Annotated in this window: 12 protein-coding genes and 2 pseudogenes; 6 read left to right on the top strand and 8 right to left on the bottom strand. The window is 67.3% G+C overall.

From position 1 onward, the window contains the following. Positions 1-159: 159 nt before the first annotated feature. The 4 genes from MSG_RS12915 (at position 160) to MSG_RS12900 (ending at position 7,223) form a co-directional block, all read left to right on the top strand. On the top strand, positions 160-1,530 hold the full coding sequence (locus MSG_RS12915; protein ID WP_096440137.1) for a hemolysin family protein: 1,371 nt from the start codon (positions 160-162) through the stop codon (positions 1,528-1,530). Then, on the top strand, positions 1,527-2,567 hold the full coding sequence (locus MSG_RS12910) for a hemolysin family protein (protein ID WP_096440135.1): 1,041 nt from the start codon (positions 1,527-1,529) through the stop codon (positions 2,565-2,567). Before MSG_RS12915 ends, MSG_RS12910 begins: the two co-directional genes overlap by 4 nt. Before the next feature lie 285 nt (positions 2,568-2,852). Beyond that, the gene (locus tag MSG_RS12905; RefSeq protein WP_096440133.1) at positions 2,853-5,039 is read left to right on the top strand and encodes a malate synthase G; all 2,187 of its coding nucleotides are present in this window, start codon (positions 2,853-2,855) and stop codon (positions 5,037-5,039) included. A 99-nt stretch (positions 5,040-5,138) separates the two neighbouring features. Continuing rightward, positions 5,139-7,223 (top strand): substrate-binding domain-containing protein, encoded by a 2,085-nt coding sequence (locus tag MSG_RS12900; protein ID WP_096440131.1) that lies wholly within the window; start codon positions 5,139-5,141, stop codon positions 7,221-7,223. Between the two features lie 2 nt (positions 7,224-7,225). On the opposite strand, the gene MSG_RS12895 is transcribed toward MSG_RS12900, so the two are convergent. The 8 genes and pseudogenes from MSG_RS12895 to MSG_RS12860 all read right to left on the bottom strand — a co-directional run bounded on the left by MSG_RS12895 (position 7,226) and on the right by MSG_RS12860 (position 13,284). Further along, entirely contained in the window at positions 7,226-7,876 is a 651-nt protein-coding gene (locus MSG_RS12895) for an enoyl-CoA hydratase-related protein (RefSeq protein WP_096440129.1), read from the bottom strand. Then, positions 7,866-8,539: pseudogene (locus MSG_RS12890) on the bottom strand (TetR/AcrR family transcriptional regulator). Before MSG_RS12890 ends, MSG_RS12895 begins: the two are co-directional and overlap by 11 nt. Positions 8,540-8,574: 35 nt before the next feature. Beyond that, positions 8,575-9,835 (bottom strand): annotated as a pseudogene (locus MSG_RS12885) (DUF222 domain-containing protein). Between the two features lie 60 nt (positions 9,836-9,895). Next, positions 9,896-10,885 (bottom strand): ferritin family protein, encoded by a 990-nt coding sequence (locus MSG_RS12880; RefSeq protein WP_096440127.1) that lies wholly within the window; start codon positions 10,883-10,885, stop codon positions 9,896-9,898. Between the two features lie 3 nt (positions 10,886-10,888). Beyond that, positions 10,889-11,200 carry an MmoB/DmpM family protein gene (locus tag MSG_RS12875; RefSeq protein WP_096440125.1) on the bottom strand — a complete coding sequence of 104 codons (312 nt, stop codon included), beginning with the start codon at positions 11,198-11,200 and terminating at the stop codon, positions 10,889-10,891. Continuing rightward, entirely contained in the window at positions 11,197-11,532 is a 336-nt protein-coding gene (locus tag MSG_RS12870; protein WP_096440123.1) for a Rieske 2Fe-2S domain-containing protein, read from the bottom strand. Before MSG_RS12870 ends, MSG_RS12875 begins: the two co-directional genes overlap by 4 nt. Next, the gene (locus tag MSG_RS12865) at positions 11,525-11,770 is read right to left on the bottom strand and encodes a toluene-4-monooxygenase system B family protein (protein WP_096440121.1); all 246 of its coding nucleotides are present in this window, start codon (positions 11,768-11,770) and stop codon (positions 11,525-11,527) included. Before MSG_RS12865 ends, MSG_RS12870 begins: the two co-directional genes overlap by 8 nt. A gap of 5 nt (positions 11,771-11,775) precedes the next feature. Then, positions 11,776-13,284: a ferritin family protein gene (locus MSG_RS12860; protein WP_096440119.1), complete on the bottom strand. Its 1,509-nt coding sequence runs from the start codon at positions 13,282-13,284 to the stop codon at positions 11,776-11,778. Between the two features lie 210 nt (positions 13,285-13,494). Here MSG_RS12860 and MSG_RS12855 point away from each other — a divergent pair, with 210 nt between their 5' ends. Beyond that, positions 13,495-13,986: a beta-class carbonic anhydrase gene (locus tag MSG_RS12855; RefSeq protein ID WP_096440117.1), complete on the top strand. Its 492-nt coding sequence runs from the start codon at positions 13,495-13,497 to the stop codon at positions 13,984-13,986. 77 nt (positions 13,987-14,063) lie between these two features. Continuing rightward, the gene (locus MSG_RS12850) at positions 14,064-14,582 is read left to right on the top strand and encodes a MarR family winged helix-turn-helix transcriptional regulator (protein ID WP_096440115.1); all 519 of its coding nucleotides are present in this window, start codon (positions 14,064-14,066) and stop codon (positions 14,580-14,582) included. Positions 14,583-14,606: the final 24 nt, after the last annotated feature.

The raw sequence follows: 14,606 nt of genomic DNA, 5'->3' as shown, positions 1-14,606 counted from the left end.
GCCCCTGCCCTGCCGGATGCCTTCGCTACCATGTGAATTCCGGTGATATCACTGGCCCAAGCAGCGTGCTGCTCGGCCCGAAAGCTAGATGAGCGAAAGGGATGACGTGCCGCAGGCACCCGTCGGGGCCTTCGGGCCCGTCCCGATGACGGGCCGGTCATGAACCTCACCTCCACCCTCGTCAGCGTGGCGGCTATTGCGCTGCTCATCTTCGGCAACGCGGTGTTCGTCGCGGCCGAGTTCTCGCTGACGGCGCTGGACCGCGCCGCGGTCGACGCCAACGCGCGCCGGGGCGGGCGCCGCGATCGCCTGATCCAGCGCGCCCAGAACAACCTGTCGTTCGAGCTGTCCGGCGCGCAACTCGGCATCTCGATCACGACGCTGGTGACCGGTTACCTGACCGAACCCATGGTCGCCGATCTGCCGCATCCGTGGCTGGACGCGCTCGGGGTCCCCGACCCGGTCGGCGACGGCATCATGGCGTTCCTGGTCATGCTGCTGGTGACGTCGGTGTCGATGGTCTTCGGCGAGCTGGTTCCGAAATACCTCGCGGTGGCGCGCCCCCTGTCGACGGCGCGTGCGGTGGTCAGCGTCCAGATGTTGTTCTCGCGGTTGCTCACCCCGGTGATCCGGTTGACCAACGGCGCGGCGAACTGGTTGGTGCGCAAGTTCGGCATCGAGCCGGCCGAGGAGCTGCGGTCGGCACGCTCGCCGCAGGAGTTGCTGTCGCTGGTGCGGACCTCGGCGCGCAGCGGGGCCCTGGACCCCGCGACGGCTGCGCTGGTGCGGCGCTCGCTGCAGTTCGGCGCGCTGACCGCCGAGGAGCTCATGACGCCGCGTTCCAAGATCGTGGCACTGCAGACCGACGACACGGTCAGCGATCTGATCGCCACGGCCGTCGAGTCGGGGTTCTCCCGCTTCCCTATCGTCGACGGCGACCTGGACGAGACCGTTGGGATCGTCCACGTCAAGCAGGTGCTCAAGATTCCGCGGGCCGAGCGCGGGCGGACGCTGCTGGCCAGAGTCGCCCAGCCCGTCCCGGTGGTTCCGTCGACCCTGGACGGCGACGCGGTGATGGCGGAAATCCGGGGCAACGACCTGCAGACGGCGATGGTCGTCGATGAATACGGCGGTACCGCCGGCATTGTCACCCTCGAGGACCTGATCGAAGAGATCGTCGGCGACGTCCGTGACGAGCACGACGACGCCACACCGGACGTGGTGCTCGCCGGCAGCGGCTGGCGGGTTTCGGGCCTGCTGCGTATCGACGAGGTCGCTCTCGCCACCGGTTTCCGGGCGCCGGAAGGGCCCTACGAGACGATCGGCGGGCTGGTGCTGCGCGAACTCGGCCATATCCCGGCGGCCGGTGAAACGGTCGAACTGCGCGGCCGGGACGGGGACGGCCTGCCCAACGATTCGCTGCGCTGGCGCGCGACGGTGGTGCAGATGGACGGCCACCGCATCGACGTGCTCGAGCTGACCGAGCTGGGCACCCGCGCCGAATCGACCGCGGGACGGGGCGCGTCATGAACAACGCGTTCGGGGTGCTGCTCGCGCTGCTGCTGATCGCGGCCAACGCCTTCTTCGTGGCCGCGGAGTTCTCGCTGATCTCGGCGCGGCGGGACCGCCTCGAGGCGCTGGCCGAGCAGGGCAAGGTCCGGGCGGTCAGAGTGATTCGCGCCGGCGAACAGCTGTCGTCCATGCTGGCCGGCTCGCAGCTGGGCGTCACCGTCGCGTCGCTGCTGCTCGGCCGGATCGGGGAATCGTCGGTCGCCAGCCTGTTGCATTCGGCGTTCGGGCTCACCGCCATGCACCCCGCGCTGGTGCACACGTTGTCGTTCATCATCGCGCTCGCGCTGGCGGTGACGCTCCATGTGCTGCTGGGCGAGATGGTGCCCAAGAACATCGCCCTGGCCGGGCCCGAGCGGACCGCGATGCTGCTGGTGCCGCCGTATCTGGCCTACGTGCGGGTCGCCCGGCCGTTCATCGTGTTCTACAACAAATGCGCCAACGCGATCCTGCGGGCGCTGGGCACCGAACCCAAGGATGAGCTGGACATCACGGTGTCCCCCGCCGAGCTCAGCGCGATGATCGCCGAGTCGGTGTCGGAAGGCTTGCTGGACCCCGAGGAGCACACCCGGTTGACCCGGGCGCTGCAGATCCGCACCCGGGTGGTCGGCGATGTGGCCAGAGCCCTGACCGATGTGCGAGCGGTGCCGGTCGCCGCGCCGGGGTCCGGGCCCACGATCGGGGATGTCGAAGCCGCGCTGGCCGACACCGGCTACTCCCGCTTCCCGGTGGCGACCCGGGAGGGGACGTTCATCGGCTATCTGCACATCAAAGACATGCTGACCCTCGGCGACGATCCGAAGACGGTGATCGACCTGGCATTGGTTCGCCCGCTGCCCCGGGTGCCGAGGTCGCTGGCGCTGGCCGATGCCCTCTCCCGGATGCGCCGCAGCAACAGCCATCTGGCCTTGGTGACCGACAACGATGCCGTGGTGGCCATGGTGGCGATGGAGGACCTGGTGGGGGATCTGGTCGGCAGCATGCGCGACGCTCAGTGAGCCGGCCGTCGGGCCGCCCGCCGGGCAGGCCCTATGATTGAACGGCGCCGGTGCGCCGCAGATGCTGGCGACCAGCGTTTCGGCCCGTAGTGGATGCGTTGCCGGCAAGCGATCGATCGGCGCGGTCGAGTCGTCCCGGGCGGACTCGGTCAGCCTCGCCTTGACCTGCTGTTGCGGGCTGGGAGGATACGCTCGTTCGGGCTGCCGGCCGGTAGGCTGGTGGCATAGCTAGTTGGGGCCAGTCGCGGGCGAATGGGACCAATGAAGCAATTTTGGAGGAGAAACATGACCGACCGCGTCTCCGCGGGTAATTTACGCGTGGCCCGAGTCCTTTACGACTTCGTCAATAACGAGGCCCTGCCCGGCACCGGCATCGACGCGGACAGCTTCTGGGCGGGGGTCGACAAGGTGGTCACCGACCTCACCCCGCAGAACCAGGATCTACTGGCCCGGCGCGACCAGCTGCAGGCCCAGATCGACAAGTGGCACCGGCAGCGCGTGATCGAACCCCTCGACATCGACGCCTACCGTCAGTTCCTCACCGAAATCGGCTACCTGCTCCCCGAACCCGCGGACTTCACGATCACCACCTCGGGCGTCGACGACGAGATCACCACGACCGCCGGACCGCAGCTGGTGGTGCCGGTGCTCAATGCCCGGTTCGCGCTGAACGCCGCCAATGCGCGGTGGGGCTCGCTGTACGACGCCTTGTACGGCACCGATGTCATCCCGGAGACCGACGGCGCCGAGAAGGGCACCAGCTACAACACGGTGCGCGGCGACAAGGTGATCGCCTACGCGCGCAAGTTCCTCGACCAGGCGGTGCCGTTGGCAGCGGGCTCCTGGACCGACGCGACCGGGCTGAGCATCACCGACGGCCAGCTGCAGATCACCCTCGGCGACCAGACCACCGCGTTGGCCAGCCCCGAGAAGTTCGTCGGGTACACGGGCGAACTCGGCTCCCCCAACTGGTCGGTGCTGCTGGTCAATCACGGCCTGCACATCGAGATCCTCATCGACCCGCAGTCCCCCGTCGGCAAGACCGACGCCGCCGGCATCAAGGACGTGGTCCTGGAATCGGCGATCACCACGATCATGGACTTCGAGGACTCGGTGACCGCCGTGGACGCCGACGACAAGGTCATCGGCTACCGCAACTGGCTGGGACTGAACAAGGGCGACCTCGCCGAGGACGTCAAGAAGGACGGCAAGACCTTCACCCGCGTGCTCAACGCCGACCGCACCTACACCACGCCGGACGGCGGCGAGCTGACCGTGCCCGGTCGCAGCCTGCTGTTCGTCCGCAACGTCGGCCACCTGATGACCAACGACGCGATCGTCGACGCCGACGGAATCGAGGTGTTCGAAGGGATCATGGACGCCCTGTTCACCGGGGTCACCGCGATCCACGGCCTCAAGACCGGCGACGCCAACGGCCCGCTGACCAACAGCCGCACCGGCTCGGTCTACATCGTCAAGCCCAAGATGCACGGCCCCGAGGAAGTCGCCTTCACCTGCGAGTTGTTCAGCCGCGTCGAAGACGTGCTGGGCTTGCCGCAGGGCACCCTCAAGGTCGGCATCATGGACGAGGAACGCCGCACCACGCTCAACCTCAAGGCGTGCATCAAGGCCGCCGCCGACCGGGTGGTGTTCATCAACACCGGGTTCCTGGACCGCACCGGCGATGAGATCCACACCTCGATGGAGGCCGGCCCGATGATCCGCAAGGGTGCGATGAAGAACAGCACCTGGATCAAGGCCTACGAGGACGCCAATGTCGACACCGGCCTGGCGGCCGGCTTCAAGGGCAGGGCCCAGATCGGCAAGGGCATGTGGGCCATGACCGAACTGATGGCCGACATGGTCGAGCAGAAGATCGGCCAGCCCAAGGCCGGGGCCACCACCGCGTGGGTGCCCTCCCCGACGGCCGCCACCCTGCACGCGATGCACTACCACTACGTCGACGTGGGCGCCGTCCAGGAGGAGCTCGCGGGCCAGAAGCGCACCAACATCGACGAGTTGCTGACCATCCCGCTGGCCAAGGAATTGGCCTGGGCCCCGGAGGAAGTGCGCGAAGAACTCGACAACAACTGTCAGTCCATCCTCGGCTACGTGGTGCGCTGGGTGGAGCAGGGTGTCGGCTGCTCGAAGGTGCCCGACATCCACAACGTCGCGCTGATGGAGGACCGCGCCACGCTGCGGATCTCCAGCCAGCTGCTGGCCAACTGGCTGCGCCACGGCGTGATCACCGAGGAGGACGTGCGGGCCAGCCTGGAGCGGATGGCGCCGCTGGTGGACCAGCAAAACGCCGGTGACGCGGCGTACCGGGCGATGGCGCCGAACTTCGACGACAGCATCGCGTTTGCCGCCGCGCAGGAGCTGATCCTGTCCGGCGGTCGGCAGCCCAACGGCTACACCGAGCCGATCCTGCATCGGCGCCGTCGCGAATTCAAGGCTCGCGCGCGCGACTGATGCGGGTGCAACCTGCGGCAATGCGTCTCGTGGTCAGTCGCTGCGCCGCTGTCGGCACAAGTACGACGATGACACGGCAGAAAGGCAGCGGGCACCGGCATGGGTAGGCACAGCAGGCCCGAACCCGGGGACTCCGTCCGCGAGCCGGAAGACGATGCCGCCGCCGACGACTACGCGGCCCGCCACCTCGATGCCGATCGCGGGTACGACGACTTCGCGGAGGACGACTTCGCCGACGCGGACTTCGCCGACGCGGACTTCGCCGACGCGGACTTCGCCGACGCGGACTTCGCCGTGGATGAGGATCGCTACGGCGAAGACGATGCCCTGGCCGTCGGCCCGGCCGACGACGAATACCCCGAATTCCCGCCCCGACCCGCAGGCCCGGCGGGCCCCCCACCGGCGCCGGCCGGCATGGGTCTGTTCGGCGGTAAGCGCCGGATGCTCAGCGACTGGCGGGGCGGTCACCGCAGCACCAGCGGCCGACGCGGAGTCAGCATCGGCGTGATCGTCGCGCTGGTCGCCGTCGTCGTGGTGGTCGGCACCGTCATCCTGTGGAGTTTTTTCGGCGACGCGCTCTCCCATCGCTCGGAGCAGGCAGCCGCGCGTTGCGTCGGCGGCAAAGAGGCGGTCTCCGTCGTTGTCGACTCGTCGATCGCCGATCAGGTGCAGCAGCTCGCGGAGAGCTATAACTCGACGGCTCGGCCGGTCGGCGACCACTGCATGGTGGTCGAAGTCAAGCCCGCCGGCTCCGACGCCGTCGTGGCCGGATTCATCGGCAGGTGGTCCGCCGAGCTGGGCGGCCAGCCGGCCCTGTGGATCCCTGGCAGCTCGGTGTCCGCCGCGCGCCTGAGCGCCGTGGCCGGTCAGAAGACGATCAGCGACAGCCGCTCGCTGGTGACGTCGCCGGTACTGCTCGCGCTGCGGCCCGAGCTGCAGCACGCGTTGTCCAACCAGGGCTGGGGGGCGCTGCCCGGGCTGCAGTCCAGCCCGAACTCCCTGGCGGGTGTGAACCTGCCCGGCTGGGGCTCGCTGCGGCTGGCGCTGCCGACCCGCGGCAACAGCGACGCCGCATACCTGGCCGGTGAGGCGGTGGCGGCCGCGTCGGCGCCACCCGGTGCGCCCGCGACGCAGGGGACGGCCGCGCTGCGCGGCGTGCTGAACGGGCAACCCAAGCTGGCGGACAACTCGCTGGCCGAAGCGATGAATGTGCTGCTCAAGCCCGGTGACGCTGCGACATCGCCGGTGCACGCGGTGATCACCACCGAGCAGCAGCTGTTCCAGCGCGGCCAGTCACTGGCCGACGCGAAGAACACGCTGGCCTCCTGGCTGCCGTCCGGGCCGACCCCGGTCGCCGATTATCCGACGGTGTTGCTCAGTGGCTCGTGGCTGTCGTCGGAGCAGACCTCGGCGGCCAGCGAGTTCACGCACTACATGCGCAAGCCCGAGCAGCTCGCGAAACTGGCCAAGGCCGGGTTCCGCGTCAACGGCGTCAATCCGCCGAGCAGCCCCGTGACCAGTTTCGCCACCCTGGGATCGACGCTGTCGATGGGTGACGACACCATGCGTGTCACGCTGGCCGACGCCATGGCGACCCCGTCCAGTGGGTCGGCCGCGACCATCATGCTCGACCAGTCGATGCCCGGCGAGGAGGGCGGAAAGACCAGGCTCGCCAACGTGATTGCCGCACTGAGCGACAAGATCAAGGCGCTGCCGCCCAGCGCAATCCTGGGGTTGTGGACATTCGACGGTCACGAGGGTCGCTCCGAGGTCGCGATCGGCCCGCTCGGCGACCAGGTCAACGGGCAACCCCGAACGTCGGCACTGACCGGCGCGCTGGACAAGCAGTATGCGTCGCCGGGCGGGGCCGTGTCGTTCACCACGCTGCGCTTGATCTACCAAGAAGCGCAGGCCAAATTTGTTGCCGGGCAGACGAATTCGATATTGGTGATCACCGCGGGGCCGCACACCGACCAATCCCTCGACGGTCCGGGCCTGCAGAATTTCCTGCGCACCAGCGCCGACCCGGCCAAGCCGATCGCGGTCAACGTCATCGACTTCGGCGGCGACCCTGATCGCGCGACTTGGGAGGCGGTCGCCCAGATCAGTGGTGGCAGCTACCAAAACCTGGCCACCTCGGCCTCCCCCGACCTGGCTAACGCGATCAACACCTTTTTGAGTTGACGTCACCCGGCGTCGGTTAGTGCGCGGGCGACAGCACCGAACATGGTGGTCTTGATCGCGCCCAGCGTGCCGGCGTCTTTGGCGCCCAGCGGGCGAAGTAGGTCGATGGCGGCGCCGGGCAACTCTCCTTCGCCGGCGGTGGCGTCGACGATGCCGGCCTTCTCGGCGTCGGGCCCCGCGAATCGCCGCCCGGTCGTCATCGACGCGACCGCCGCCTGCGGACCGAGCTTGGCCTGGACCAGCGCTGCCATGCCCGGGGTGAACGGGATACGGATGTCAACCTCGGGAAGGCAGAAGTATCCCCGGTCCGCACGCATGACGCGAAAGTCGTGGGCCAGGGCCAGCATCGCACCAGCGCCGAATGCATGACCGGCCGCGGTGGGCACCGGCAGCGTCAGCGTTCGCGCCAAGAATTGATGGATGCGGCCGATGTACTCCTCGCCCTGCTCCGGGTGGGCACTTAGCCACTCCAGGTCCAAGCCGTTGGAGTAGAACTTGCCGCTGGCAACGGTCACCAGTCCGTGAGCGCCGTCGCTGACGACTTGGTCGATCGCGGCGTCGTAGTCGTCTAAAAATGCCGGGGAGAAACGGTTTTCGTCGCCGCCCAGATTCAGGACCGCGATCTTCTCGTCGTACTCGATTTCAAGCGTCACGCAGCTTACCTTTCTGCGGCGGTGTGAGGGGCGGATCGGCTCGACGCCGACGCGGTGGCGTTGGCCCCACCGCCAGCACCGCGCGAACGGCGGCGTGCAGCTGCGCGCGCGCACTGGCGCTGCCCAGGCGTCCTCGCCGCAACAGCAGCGCGGTCGGTAGGTCCACGATGCAGGCGGTGATGACCTCAACGGCGGCGGCGTCTTTGCGGTCCCACATCTCGATCGCCAAGCACACCATCAGGTTGACCAGTAGCTTGCCAATTCCCTTAATTCCGAAGCAGTTTCATCCGGAACGTCTCCGGCGAGGACGTCCTGGCGACGCACGCTCAACAGCAGCGCGCCCGAATCGGGAAACTTCTGGGCGAAGATCACCGGCGCGTCGGCGGCGGCCACGACGGCATCGACACCGGCGCCCTCCCCCAACTGCGCCCCGGCCTGGTCGACCAGCGCTGTCTGGACCGCCAAGAATCGTCGACCCGCGCGTAGCCAGGCGTGTGCCATCAACCCGCCTCGCGAGGCGAACGTGTGATAAAGCGCCCCGTTAGACGCCCCGACCTCCGCGCTGATCGCACGAATCGACACCGCAGCCGGCCCCGAGCGCGCGGCAAGCGCCTCCACGGCATCGAGAACGATGTCGGGATCGTGCAGGCGCGGGCGGGGCACCCAGTCACAATAACAGAGCAGTCGCTCTATTACTGCTAGGCGGCATGCCGGGCCAGTGTGATGCCGACTCGCACTTCAACGTCGCTGATGGTGATCGTGGGCGCCCGTGGCGGAGCTGCCGACCGGTAGGTCCGACCCGTCGGGGTGGCGAATGACGCTATGTGCGTATGGGTTTCATCGATGCCGGTGGTGACCTGCCAGCCAGCGGACTCCTTGGTGTAGTTGCACTGCTCGCATAAGCCGAGACCGTTGGCGGCGGCGGTAGGTCCTCCTTCGGACCAGGGTTGCGCATGGTCGCGGTGTCGGATCGGCGCGTCGCAGTATGGGGTGCGACAGCGTTGATCTCGCAACTCGATGAACGCCGCCAACCCGCGCGGGAACAGCCGGGCTCGCGATTCCAACGCCACCAGCGCACCGGAGCGGGGATGCGCATAGAGCCTGCGCAGGGTCGCTCGGGACCGTCGGTCGCCTGCGGCGCCGGACACCATCGCGCGCCACCGCCGCCGGGATAGGACCGTAGCCGCTGACATCGCCCGGCGCCGCGCTGCCGCCCAACAACGTCTCATCCGACAGGACCAGGTTGACGGCGATCGGGGCCGGGACCGTGGCGTCCCGCCCGGTGATCCGTGCGACGAGGGTATCGGCCATGACCTGTCCGCCCGGGCGTCCGTCGCTGCACGTATCCGCCTCTCGGCGCAGCGCGGCATACACCGAAACTCCCTGGGCCATCGGCAACAACGCCGTCAGATAGGTCATGGTGTCGGGCGCCGGCCGGATGCTGACGGTGCGTTCGCTCTCGGCCTTGGCCGCCCGTTCGACGACGGCATGCGGATCAAGCCGGTAGGCAATCGCTTTGGCTGCGGCGACCACTCGTGCGTCGCCCATGCCGTGCAAGCGGGTCACGTCGACGCACAGCTCGGCGTCCAGCCTGCGGCGGTCCTCCACGTCCAAGCAAGCGCTCTCCCGCACGATCAGCGTGGCCCGCCATTCCGAAAGCCCCCCACATTCCAGCGCCGCCAGAGTATGCGGCATCTCGTGCACGAGGGCCTTGGCGAAGCCGAGGTGCCGGTTGCCCCGGGCGGGCGAGTCCCGACGGGCCAGCGCGATCTCGCCGGCCACACCCCGCCCGCGCTGGGCCGCGGGGATCCCGGCGGCCGCCTCGGCTGCGCACCGCGCCGCGTCCAAGGCGGCCGCCGCTCGAGCCTGATCCGCAGCGGCCGCGGACTTGACCCGTTCCAGTTCGGCGATGCGCTCGATCAGCGCCGATGGGTCGGCCGTCTCAGCAGTATCGAACATACTTTCGATTATGGACATCGCCACCGACAACGCATCGCCCGGTGATTCGCCCCGGTGCGGTCAGTCGGCCCACTGGGCGGTGAAGGCGGCGACCGACCGCGCCGCCCGGTCTTGGCTGTCGTCGGGATCGGGGAGGGCAGCGGCAAGTCCGTCGACGGCCTGCTCGGCGCGGGGACGCCATTTCTCGATCCAGCCGTCGATGACCGCGCGGTTGGTGGAATCAGCGCTCACCGCGTAGCGGGCCAGTGCCGCATGCCAGGCTTGGTTGCGCGTGGTGTCGACTCGGGATTCTTGCAGCAGTGCGGCGGTTAATCCGTCCCGGTTGTGGTTGGCCAGGTCGACGAAGGCTTCTTTGAAGAACGCGTCGAGTGCGGGCTTCACAGCCAGGTTCAGCGCGGTGAAGGCCTCGCCCCAGTCGTAGGCCAGTAGTAGGCGCTCGAGCGTTTCGCGGGCGGGCTGCCAGGCTTCGTCGGTCTCCCAGATTCGCCGGGTCGCTTCCGTATTGGCCAATTGTGTGCCGTGGGTCAGCGAGAGCGACTTGGCGCGGTAGGCGACCCACTGCAGCGCGCGCAGCTCATCGGCGGCCTGGAAGAACGCCGCGTTGGTGATGTATGCGCTCGGGGCGAGTTGGCCGACGTAAAGGCTGGTGATCTGCAGGACGTGCAACAGGTAGCGGGCGGGCACATAGATGCGGGTCAGGGTCTCGATCCAGGCGGGATCGAGCTTGTCGTCGCCGTCGAGCGCCTCGTAGTGGTCGACCACGCCCTCGGCGTAGATCTCGCGGTCGTGTTGCAGTGCGATGTAGCGGCGGTAATTCAGCGCGGCGGGGTCCCGGAAGTCTTCCCAGGTGTCGGCCTGCAGTGGTGAGCCTTCGCGGTGTTTGAGGTACCAGCGGTTGATGGCGCTGCCGGGGTCGAGGTCGAAGGGGGCCGGCCTGCGGTTGAAGTGGTAGTGGAATTGGCCGGTGACGGCCTCGTATTCGGTTGGCTTGCGCCGGGTGTCGCCGGTGATGCTCCAGGTTTTGAGCGGCCGGGTTTTCGCCGCGGTCATGTGTTAGTCCTCTCGCTCCAGGTACCAGTGCAGTTCGTCGTCGCCGACGTAGCGGATCCGGCCCGCGAACGCCACCAGTGCCGGTTCCAGGGTGGCCAGCGGGAAGGGGTGGCCCGCAACGGATTCCAGACTGGCGCGGGTCACGCGCAGGAACCGGGGGGCGTGGATGCGGACATATCCGGCATGGTCGTCGATGGTGATGGCAGCGTCGGGGTTGTCGATGTAGATGGCGTCGGTGAGTGCGGAGACGATGTCGGGATCGAAGCCGCGCACGACCGGGCCGACGAGTTTGTCCTGCTCCGCGGCGGCGGTCATCGGTGGTCTCCTTCGGTCAGCGATACGGTGATCAGGTCGCCGTCCAGGCGTACCGGGTAGGTGTGCAGCCGGCAGTTGGCCGGATTCACCCCGGCACCGGTGGACAGGTCGAACTCCCAGCTATGGGCGCCGCAGGTCAGGATGTCGTTCTCGACATCGCCATCGGCCAGCGGAAAGCCGGCGTGCGGGCACAGACCGTCGTAGGCGCGGATTTCTCCGCTCCGCAGGTGGGCGAGCAGGATCGGCCGGTCACCCACCGCGAACTCCGCGACCTCGCCCTCCCACAGATCGTCGAGGGTGGCCACGACGGTCCAGGTCGTCGCACTAGTCATAGAAGGCCTCGACATGATCCAGTGGCCCGACACCGGATGCCCCGATGCCGGCCTGCGGGTCCAGCACTTTGCCGTTGTGCCGCAACCGGATCAGGGCATTGCGTGGGGCGACGCGGTGCCCGACGACATGGTGGGCGATGGCCGCGCTGACGGCTTCGACACTGTCTGCGTCGTCGACGGGGATCAGCAGTTCCAGGACGTCGCCCTCGAACAGGGCGGTCAGCGGAAGGAGTGCCATGATTGTCAGCCCTTCGATCCGTTGGTCGAGCCGTCCAGTGCCCACGCGTATGCGTCGGCGTCTTGGCCCTGTTCCTCGGCCGAGAGCCCGAAGTACTGCAAGACAGTGCCGAGGTCGGGTGGGCTGATCTCGCCGGACAGGACCCGGTCGATCAGGGACTGGTGACCGGCGAATCGATCCGGCCGTTGGGCGAAGATCCACCGGCACGGCTCGGAGCAGAACAAGTACTTGCGGTCGTTGTGCACATGGGTGAGCGGAGCGGGATCGGTGTGCGCGCCGACGATCACGCCCGCGGCGCGCACGATCGGCAGCTGGCACATGTTGCAGGTGATCGGCAGGGTCTCGGGCAGGGTCGCGGCGATGTCACCGTTGCGGATGTTCTCGGTGATGACGTCCCAGTGCTTGCCGAAGTCGCGGTTCCAACCCGGATACTTCTCCTCGAGCCATAGCCGCTCGGCCTCCGACGCGCCCGCGTCGGGATTCCACCACACCGTCGGCCGGTAGTACCACACGCCGAGGTGGATAGCGTGGTGATACCAGGTCAACTCGTTGATGAATTCCTCCCAATACCAAGGGAATTCGAGCCCGTAGTCGCGGAATTGGTCGGCGAACTGTTTGACCACCCAATCCTCGATGAACTCCTTGAAACTCATCCGCCGGCTTTCCAGCGGGGTGTAGTAGTCCATCGACAACCCGGTCAGCAGCGCGAAGATGCGCCACGACCGCCAGAACATGTGGTCGATCAGGAACTGGCCCCACTCGGCCTCGCCGTTGTCGATGAGCACCTTGATGGTGGGCTCGCCCTGCTGGGCATGGCGCGCCTCGTCGGTCTGGATCGAACTGATCAGCGCGCCGAATTCCAGGTCGCCGACATCGATGGCGTCGGCGGCCATCCCGAGGAACTGCAGATTGGTGAACCCGGTCTCCAAGGTGAAGGTCAACTGCAGCGCGATCGACAAGGCGTCGTTGGCCACGAACATGTCGTCGAACAAATAGCGCACCGCGAGCACGATCCAGTCGTTCGTGTGAAACGCCTTGAGCGCCCAGTCGCCTCGCGGTTCCTTGTCGAGGAGACCGTAGGGGAAGAACGCCTGGATCTGACCGTGGCGGACCTCGTCGAGGGTGCCGAAGGTGGCGGTGTTGCGCCAGGCGGCCGAGCGGCCGAACCGGCCCATCCGCGCCTCACCGATGGACGCCAGGTACTCCGGCATCGTGATCGCCCCGTAGTGCGCCACGATCACCGATTTCCAGCCGGGGTCCAGTCGCCCGAACAGCTTCGAGCGTCCGATCGCATTCTTCAGCGAGTACGTCGTCGTGTCCTTGGTGACCTGGTTGTGCACGTACTCGCGGTAGCCGATCTTGTAAGGCTCGTCCCACTTGAGCCAGCCCTCGGCGGAAACGCGGTGCGTCCCGGACAGCTCTTCCGGGAAGACCTCGTCCTCGGTGGCGTAACGAAACGTCCAATTGGTGTCGCGGGCCAGGTCGTACCAATCACTGCGGGAAAGTTTGGGCATGTGTTCGTCCTTGATCGGTCATAGGGGGCGCGATGTCAGCCACGTCGAGCTGCGTCGATGACGCGAACGGTAACCATCATGCGGTATATCCCGAGGACTCCTAAGCATTAGGATCAGGCTGATTCGCAGGGTCAAGTCCGCTATGCATCGCCGCTAACATCCGAACGAGTGCCACCCGGGGCAGAAAAACTAGAGGGGACGAGGTTTGCAATGACGGTTACCGACGAATACCTGGCCAACAACGCCGCCTACGCGAGCACCTTCGAGGGGCCGTTGCCGCTGCCGCCCAGCAAGCATGTCGCGGTGCTGGCATGCATGGACGCCCGCCTCGACGTGTACCGGATTTTGGGACTTGGTGACGGTGAGGCTCACGTCATCCGCAATGCCGGCGGCGTGGTGACCGATGACGAGATCCGGTCACTGGCGATCAGCCAACGCCTGCTGGGTACCAAGGAGATCATTCTCATCCACCACACCGATTGCGGAATGCTCACCTTTACCGACGACGACTTCAAGAAGACCATTCAGGACGAGACGGGGATCAAACCCGGATGGGCTGGCGAGGCCTTCTCCGATCTCGAGGAGGACGTCCGGCAGTCGTTGCGCCGCATCGAGGCCAGCCCATTTGTCACCAGGCACGAATCGCTGCGTGGCTTCATCTTCGACGTCGCCTCCGGCAAGCTGAACGAGGTCGTGCGCTGAAGGCCGAAGGCGCACGCCACCTAAGCCTCGACTCAAAGATCGTCGCGGCCCTCGACCGAGTCGGCGAGGCTCTGCACGTGCTGGCCAGGCGGGCCGCAGAGAGCCACGACTTGTCCAGCACCCAAATGCGGTTACTCGCTTGGCTTTACGTCGGCCCGCCGCCCGTCGCGCGCAGCACCATGCTGGCTCGCGAACTCAATGTCGCCGATCCCACCGTGAGTGACGCGATCGCCGCGCTGGTCCGCAAGGGCCTGGTGGCTCGGACGCCCGATCCCGACGACCGCCGCCGTCACGACTTGGCATTGACCCGGGCCGGCCGCAAGACCGCGGCCGAACTGTCGCGGTGGACCGCACGCGCCGAGGTCGCGACATCCAAGCTAGACCGTGCCGAAGCCGAGCAGCTGCTGGACACATTGCTGCTGGTGATAGCGAAACTCCATGAAGCCCAACTACTTCCGGTGGTACGCGCATGTAGCACGTGCGTCCAGCTCGAAACCGTCCAGACCGACACGCGAAGCTACCGCTGCATCTTCTACGACATCCCGATGACGATCGCGGACCTGCGAGTCGACTGCGCCGAACACGTCACCGCGTGACGGTCTGCGCAGACCGGACATCGG

Source organism: Mycobacterium shigaense (genome assembly GCF_002356315.1).
GTDB classification, from domain to species: domain Bacteria; phylum Actinomycetota; class Actinomycetes; order Mycobacteriales; family Mycobacteriaceae; genus Mycobacterium; species Mycobacterium shigaense.
The sequence above is the reverse complement of the archived record's forward strand: the minus strand, read 5'-3'. Positions and strand labels throughout refer to the sequence as shown.